Here is a 6,871-nt window from a genome sequence, read left to right on the forward strand (position 1 = left end):
CGACTCCGAACTCGACGAGCACCGGTGATTTGCTCGCTCGAACGTACTCGTCCAATTGTTTTCCGCTGATCATGGGCAGCCCGTCTTCGATCGTGTCGATCGATGTTGGTTCTACACGGCTAACCCCGCAACCAACGATTGCCATTAAAAAGCACACCAGTAGTGAACGCGACACTCTCTGGACGAACACCGTACGAATATGTTTCATCGCTTTCAGACTCATTTGCCAGCCCTTGCTCTGTTTAGCAATTTCGAAATCGAAGCGTCTGGTACCGGTAATCCGTAACGGCTCGACTTTGCCAAAGGTTGAACGAAACTTCCACGGGTGAGGGTTCAATTATTCGATGAACGCTTCGATGGATCCTGGGTAGTCCGCCGCGTGAACCAGGCACGGATCAGCCCCGTCTGCAGGAATTGCACGGGAGGCTCGAATCCGCCGGACACCATTAGTCGCTTCACTTCGTCGGGTGGTAACACCGCGACGTCGCGACCGTAGGCCGCCTTCATCCGCTCGACTCCTTCCGGCGGAACATCGGAGGTTCGCATGGCTTGCCACCAAACCTCCAGCAACCTCTCATACTCGGGTGAATCGGTGTCCGCAGCCAAATCGGCGTTGACAAGCCGTCCGCCGATTCTCAGTCGCTCGCCAATCTCGCGAAAGAAATCCGCTCGATCATTTCGGTCCAAAATGAACTGCGATACGAGCAGCGAGGTGGCCACGTCGAATGGTTCCGTTGAGGGGAGCGAGTCAAGGTAGCCGCCGTGGAACACACAACGAGAACGAATTCCATGCTCTTCCGCCTTCCGTTGGCAAACCTCAAGCATCGGCGCCGAGGGTTCAACCGCCGTGAACGTCCACTGCGGGTGCCGCTCAGCGAGCCGAATCAGTTCCCAACCGGTGCCAGCGCCGACACAGAGCACGCGACAGACCGATGGCATGTCGGAAAGCATCGCCTCCATCAACATATGCAACGCATCTCGAAGCGGCGCTAGTCGCGTCTGCACCTGATCGTATCCCGACGCACAATCTCGGTCGAAAAACCGTTCTGCCTCTTGTTGCTTCATCGCTATCTCCAAAATGTTTTTGTTGGTCATCAAAACGGACTACGTCCCGTCTCCAGCACCATGTCTGCTGGTTCAGCAACCCCACTGCAATCGAATTTCCGCTATCGATTCCTCGTCGTCGGGCCATTCGCATCCCGATGCCGCGGCCCACCACAATCTGGACGGGTTCATACGGATCGTCATCGCTCTTGCATTGATGTCGTCGTAGGTTTCGTCGCCACTTTGGATCAAAACCACCAGCGGTGTCGCTGGCGGTAAAGGCGGCAGCAAGTTTGCCTTCGTGGTGTCGGAGACAACCATCACCGGAGCGACGGGATCCTTTGCATGAACCGCAACACCGGCAAAGCAATTCAATACCAAGGACAGGAGCAAACGCATGGCTACCCTTCAAAAAAAGTCACGCCTCCACAAGACTGCCGCACATGCAATACGTGTGCATGTAAATAGTGTTCGATCAAAAATACTTTTTTGGGATGAACGAGACAACGAGTCATGCCGTCGCACGCTCGCGAGCCAAACGTCGGAAAAGGCGGAGAGGTAACCGTTTTGGTAGGTTAGGTTCGATGGGGGAGAGGGACTCGTGCCCGCGTTTACGAGGAAAGGGGGGGGATTCATCGCTACGACCATTACCGGAACGGGGAGAACTTGGGGGCATGGTTCGCTGGGAACGAGACGGTTTCTTGCAAAGACATTGCATTTAGGTAGAATGGGGTATTGCAGCCTTCTGAAACGCTGGAAACCAAAATGACCAAGAACGACGAATCGCTTGACCTGGTCAAGCAAGCGATTCGCGACGCGGGGCTACGAGCCACGCCGGCGCGAATTGCCACTTTGCAATTACTCCGCGCAGCGACGTCCCCGCTTACCCACGCGGTCGTCGCCGAGCATCTCGCCACCACCGGTGTTGACAAGGCGACTGCGTTTCGCAACTTAAACGATATGGTGGACGCGGGGTTGTTGCGTCGAACCGAAGTCGGCGATCACGTCTGGCGTTTCGAAGCGATCATGGGTGAACCGGGGCATGACTCGGCACATCCCCACTTTCTCTGTGTCGATTGCGGCAATGTCTCCTGTCTGGATGACGTCAAGCTGACCGCGGGCAGCCAGCGAGCGAGCGAAAAGGTCGGTGAAGTCACCGAAATCCTGCTTCGCGGCCACTGTAACGAGTGCCGCTAAGCCGACCAGCGTTCGCGACTGACGAAACAATCGGTCTTAGAACCAATCGTTCGTATCCCTCTCGGTCGATCATTTTTGTTATTCGATCGGTTTTGGAACGAAGGCATCGGGGCGATCCAGGTTGAAATAGTGACCGTGATCGGCGGTCAGAATCAATGCAGTTTCGTCCCAGCCCCCGTGCTGTTCAATCCACGACACGACGGCGGCAAATGCGTCGTCGCCGCTGTGGACCGCACCGATCGAATTGTCGATGTTGTTCGAGTGATTCGCCCAGTCGACGTCACCGCTTTCAATCATCAACCACCAACGGTCGGAACGTGAATCGAGAACGTCGAGTGCCGCGATCGCCATCTGATCCAGTTTGACGTTTTCGTGCAGGTCGGCTTCGCTATAGACTTCGGCCTTTTCCGGTTTCGAACTGCCGTAGCTGACCACGGGGTCGTAGTTGCCATCGGCGGTTTGATACGGCAAGTGGCCGCCTTGGGCGCCAAAGTAGCCGAACAAACGCTTGTCACTCTCTTTGGCTTTGCGGACCCCCTCGCTAAGGACCTTAGGCCCCGCAACGCCTGGAGTTCGCTGAGCCACGACATAGTTGCCGCCGTTGTTGACGTCGATCGCGGACAAGTCGTCTGCCGCGATGTACTTGTTGCCTGGAACGTAGTTATCGCCCTGTGCGCCGTCTTTGTCTTTGTCGATCCCCCAGCCGCCACCGATCAACACATCCACTCCGGGCAAACCGCCAGGATGGAAAACCGAGGGTCGGCCGATCAGGTCGCGTGTCAAATCTTGGTAATCATTGCGATGCACGTTGTTTCCATAAGCACATCCCGGTGTCGCGTGGCTGATCGGCACACTCGTCACCACCCCGATCGCAAAGCCATCGTCTTGTAACTTGCGAGCGATCGGCAGCACTTCGCGGCCCATAAAGTCAACGTTCATCGCATCATTGTACGTCTTGATCCCGCAGGTTAACGATGTCGCGGTTGCCGACGATTCTGCGTACGCATGTTTGGTCTTTTTGCTCTTGCCGATCGGATAATCGGCGTCGACCACCGGTCGCCAGGGGGCATCGCCGCCAAGCGAGGCGTCATAACCACCACGAAGTTTGCCATCTGGATTTACAACGGTCTGGGTGTTAACGTCCACGGACGTGCCTTCGTTGTGAGGGCTGGTGACACAGTAACCGAAGTCCGTTTTTGCACCTCGATAGTCCAGAAAGTGCAATCCTTCGCCACGCCCTTCGTGGTAGATCTTGCCCGACCTTGCGATCGCCGCAACGCGACTGGTATCCCAATCCATTCCATCGAACACAAACAAGATCACACGCTTCTTGCCAGACGCGATGGCCGATTTTTGCAGATGGTAAATGTCCGTCTGGTCAAAATAGTCAGCCTGCGGATTGACCGTGTTCTCAGGAACGGAGCCATACAATTTTTCGATTGCCGACGCGTCGCGATACAAGCTGTTCTTTCCGCTGACCGAATCCAAATCGATCCCGAAGGTGTATACGGGAATCAAGCGATTGCTGTGGGTCTTCCAGCTCGAATACTTTTCGGGTGAGGGCCCCCAGTGCCCCCAGTCGGCGCGTCGACTGGTAACCGCATTTGTCTGCATCTTCGCGATCGGATCGACGTTTTCCGCCACCGCAGGCAGGGAAACATCCATAATCATCAGGAAGGCGAACACCGACAAACAAAACCTGGAACTGGGGTTTGAATGCATCATTTACACTTCGATGGGTGGGCGAGCGGATGGGCGGGAAAGCATCACGAAGGGAGCCTTAGACGGTTATAATAGTCGATCGTGAATCGAAGCACAGCACATGTCGCCGCCTGTTTTGCAAAAGTCGGAAAGCGTGATGGGAAATGAGGCAACGCGGTGCAGCGGGGAGCGAAAATGCAGGTTCGCCGTTTGGGCCTACGCGGTGACGCCGTTCCTGGTAGCGGGACTCGTCGAACGGCTTGTTGTTTTATTGAGCCGTGACGCGTCAGCGGCCTAGTCTCGCGCGTTACCCCGTGCCTTACGGCCCAAGGCTCACCGTTGCGATTTGCATTTGGATTAAATCAACAAGCCATCAAAAGTTTCGAGTGGCATACGGCAATCGAACGAAAGCCGTTGACGACTTCCGCTACGCTAAATCAGCACGAACTCGATCCGAAGAGAGGAGCCGCAACCATGGTCGTCGAATCGTTTGTCGGAGCGTGCATCCTGGCGTTGGTCCACCTGTTTGCGGGGCGTCTTCGCTTTCTTGACGTGATCCCTCGTAGTCGCTGGCTATCGATCGCCGGTGGTGTGGCCGTTGCCTACGCCCTGGTGCACCTGTTGCCTGAATTGCAACAGCACCACGAGGTACTTCGCACGACCGTGGCCGCGAATGGTTTTCAATCGCTTGGCGATCATCTGCTGTGGTTGATGGTGCTGAGCGGATTGGTGGTTTTCTACGGGCTGGAGAAGATGGCGATCCGTTCGAAAACCAAGTCGGGCGAATCGAAAAGTCCGGCGTTCTGGTTGCACATCATTTCTTATGGCATCTACAACGCGCTACTCGGCTACTTGTTGGTGCGTGAAGATCGCGGCCTGCAATCGCTGTCGTTGTATCTGGTTGGCATCGGTTTGCATTTTCTAGTCAACGACCATGGGCTGCGGCAACACCATCGCCAGCGTTACCACCATGCTGGACGCTGGGTGCTGTCCGCGGCGGTGTTAGCTGGATGGGCGGTCGGCGTGACCACCGAGCTTCATGAAGCGTTGACGGCATCGACGATCGCGTTTTTGTCAGGTGGGATTCTGCTGAACACGTTTAAGGAAGAGTTGCCGGAAGAACGGGAGAGCCGTTTTTGGGCGTTTGCACTGGGTGCGTTTAGTTACGCGGGTTTGTTGCTAGTCGTGTGAGTACAAAAGTTGCGTTTTTGCCGTTTCGGCCTTGGACATCAGCAATGACGAATGGACGACACATTTGCCGTGGCCTGATCACCACGGATGTAGGTCACTGAGCGCTGGGCGAGTTTCCGATCCGTCGTGTTATCGTATACCGAAAGATGGCAAAAGACAGTTCTTTCAAGTGAGCTGTTTCGCTTTTATGGCTAGCCTGCGCTCGATCGGCGATCCGGTTGCGAGTCGAAGTAACGACGCACGATATCTTGGATCGCCTCTTTAGCAGCATTCCCGTGAGACTCGTCGTATTTCGTCAGCCAAACTTGGTACCACCCCTCCCCATACTTGGGATCCTTTGCTTGCCCCAATCCTCGCGGATAAGCCACCTTGGTATGCCTGCGGAAATCAGCGTTATTTTGAGGGACGATCGTCATATAGTGTTCCAATCGCTCCTTAATTCGTGGCGACGGTTTCAAGCCCGCGGCCCGAATCGATCTTACCAATGCCGCCGGGTTCTGCGGCTGGATGCCCCAGAAATGAATTAGCGGTGTCAGGTCCACTCCCGCTGCCTTGGACAACCGCAAGATTCGGGCGTCGGTCGGATCGGAGTTCTGCGGGACACGATCCCCCGGTTTCCAGCGTTCATTTTCGGCACGCCAAAATCGTCCCAACGCATCCCAGCCAAATAAGTAAGCGATCTCGACGTACTTGCCGTAGCCACGATGTTGATACTTCATCTCATCGCCCGGCTTATTGGAATGATTCATCGGCTTGCCCTGCCGAAAGTTTTCCGTGACCATCCACGTGATCGCCGCTTCGTCCAACGACATTTGAGTTTTGCCACCGACAGATTCACCGAACGCCTTATCCAGAGGCATCCCGAACTTGTTATTCATGATGGCCGCGTGTGGCAAGTTCACAACGGCCTCCGTTTCGCCACGAAACTTGGAAATCTGTTGTGAGTGCCCAACCTCATGGAACACTGTCCAATCCGCGTATTGGGGGCCTTTGACCATCCAAGCGTGCCTCGATTTATTGAGCTCAAGCTGGTAGGGATTAGAGGCATAATTGGATTGCGGGTAACCGGGAAAGTTCGCCGATCCGCGCATGGCTACGTCGGCTTGCAGATATAGCACCGTTTTTGATCGAACCAACGGATACCCGAATAGTTCCGAGACGCCGTCCATCGCTTTGTCCCAATCTTGCATCAAGGTTTCGGGATCGTTCAGTTGTCGAACCCAGGCACTGGGGACCTGCATCATGAACTTGTCCGACTCAAAATCAGCCCATGGCGCCGGCTGCCTTTGCTCTTCACTCCGCCACTTTGCCAAAGGCGTTGTCTCGAAACTGCGCGCCGAATAGAAGGGTGCCCGAACCGCACCACGCACCTGAATTTCTTGAATGCCAAGATTCGCTTGATAGGGAACCTCGATATAGATTCCACCCCCAAGCGGATTCGCGATCCCGGTCAACGTCTTTGTGATCGGATAGACCAACGATACGCGATCGAGTCGTTTGATGATGGGCTTCTTTTGCAGGTCCCACGAATGGGCACCGACCCGAATGTTATAACCTTTATTGACCATGGCTTGCGGCACCGCAACCAACACGATACTGCCGGGCGCAAGGTAACATCCCGTTGGACGCCGAGCCAGGTTGTCGTGTCCAGCGACGGGTGACCCCCATGCGGTCGGCTGAGACGCATTGATCCGCACCTTGTACGTCGTCTTTGGATTCACAGGCGGGTCGACCGAGC

7 protein-coding genes are annotated in these 6,871 nt (G+C 55.4%); 2 read left to right on the plus strand and 5 right to left on the minus strand.

Annotated elements, in window-relative coordinates; translation table 11 throughout:
- From ABX962_RS25695 to ABX962_RS25705, 3 genes are all read right to left on the minus strand, one after another.
- Window positions 1-208, minus strand: a 208-nt coding sequence (locus tag ABX962_RS25695; protein ID WP_372723607.1) for a hypothetical protein, incomplete at its 3' end; no start/stop codon positions are given.
- A gap of 125 nt (window positions 209-333) precedes the next feature.
- Entirely contained in the window at window positions 334-1,065 is a 732-nt protein-coding gene (locus ABX962_RS25700; RefSeq protein ID WP_372723608.1) for a class I SAM-dependent methyltransferase, read from the minus strand.
- 72 nt (window positions 1,066-1,137) lie between these two features.
- Complete coding sequence (locus ABX962_RS25705) at window positions 1,138-1,443, minus strand: hypothetical protein (protein WP_372723610.1); 306 nt, start codon at window positions 1,441-1,443, stop codon at window positions 1,138-1,140.
- A 366-nt stretch (window positions 1,444-1,809) separates the two neighbouring features.
- On the opposite strand from ABX962_RS25705, the gene ABX962_RS25710 reads away from it, so the two are divergent.
- A complete protein-coding gene (locus ABX962_RS25710) occupies window positions 1,810-2,241 on the plus strand; it encodes a Fur family transcriptional regulator (RefSeq protein WP_372723612.1) in 432 nt (143 codons plus the stop codon).
- A gap of 78 nt (window positions 2,242-2,319) precedes the next feature.
- Here the strand turns inward: ABX962_RS25710 and ABX962_RS25715 are convergent, their stop codons facing one another.
- Window positions 2,320-3,966 carry an alkaline phosphatase gene (locus ABX962_RS25715; protein WP_372723614.1) on the minus strand — a complete coding sequence of 549 codons (1,647 nt, stop codon included), beginning with the start codon at window positions 3,964-3,966 and terminating at the stop codon, window positions 2,320-2,322.
- A 450-nt stretch (window positions 3,967-4,416) separates the two neighbouring features.
- Here ABX962_RS25715 and ABX962_RS25720 point away from each other — a divergent pair, with 450 nt between their 5' ends.
- Window positions 4,417-5,133: a hypothetical protein gene (locus ABX962_RS25720; protein WP_372723616.1), complete on the plus strand. Its 717-nt coding sequence runs from the start codon at window positions 4,417-4,419 to the stop codon at window positions 5,131-5,133.
- A gap of 191 nt (window positions 5,134-5,324) precedes the next feature.
- Here the strand turns inward: ABX962_RS25720 and ABX962_RS25725 are convergent.
- Window positions 5,325-6,871 (minus strand): M60 family metallopeptidase (locus ABX962_RS25725; RefSeq protein WP_372723618.1); only part of this gene is annotated, 1,547 nt, incomplete at its 5' end.

The organism is Novipirellula sp., assembly GCF_041583735.1.
In the GTDB taxonomy this organism is placed as follows: domain Bacteria; phylum Planctomycetota; class Planctomycetia; order Pirellulales; family Pirellulaceae; genus Novipirellula.

Coding starts and splice junctions, on each gene's coding strand:
- ABX962_RS25700 (WP_372723608.1), bottom strand. CDS start 1,065: ATGAAGCAACAAGAGGCAGAACGGTTTTTCGACCGAGATTGTGCGTCG.
- ABX962_RS25705 (WP_372723610.1), bottom strand. CDS start 1,443: ATGCGTTTGCTCCTGTCCTTGGTATTGAATTGCTTTGCCGGTGTTGCG.
- ABX962_RS25710 (WP_372723612.1), top strand. CDS start 1,810: ATGACCAAGAACGACGAATCGCTTGACCTGGTCAAGCAAGCGATTCGC.
- ABX962_RS25715 (WP_372723614.1), bottom strand. CDS start 3,966: ATGATGCATTCAAACCCCAGTTCCAGGTTTTGTTTGTCGGTGTTCGCC.
- ABX962_RS25720 (WP_372723616.1), top strand. CDS start 4,417: ATGGTCGTCGAATCGTTTGTCGGAGCGTGCATCCTGGCGTTGGTCCAC.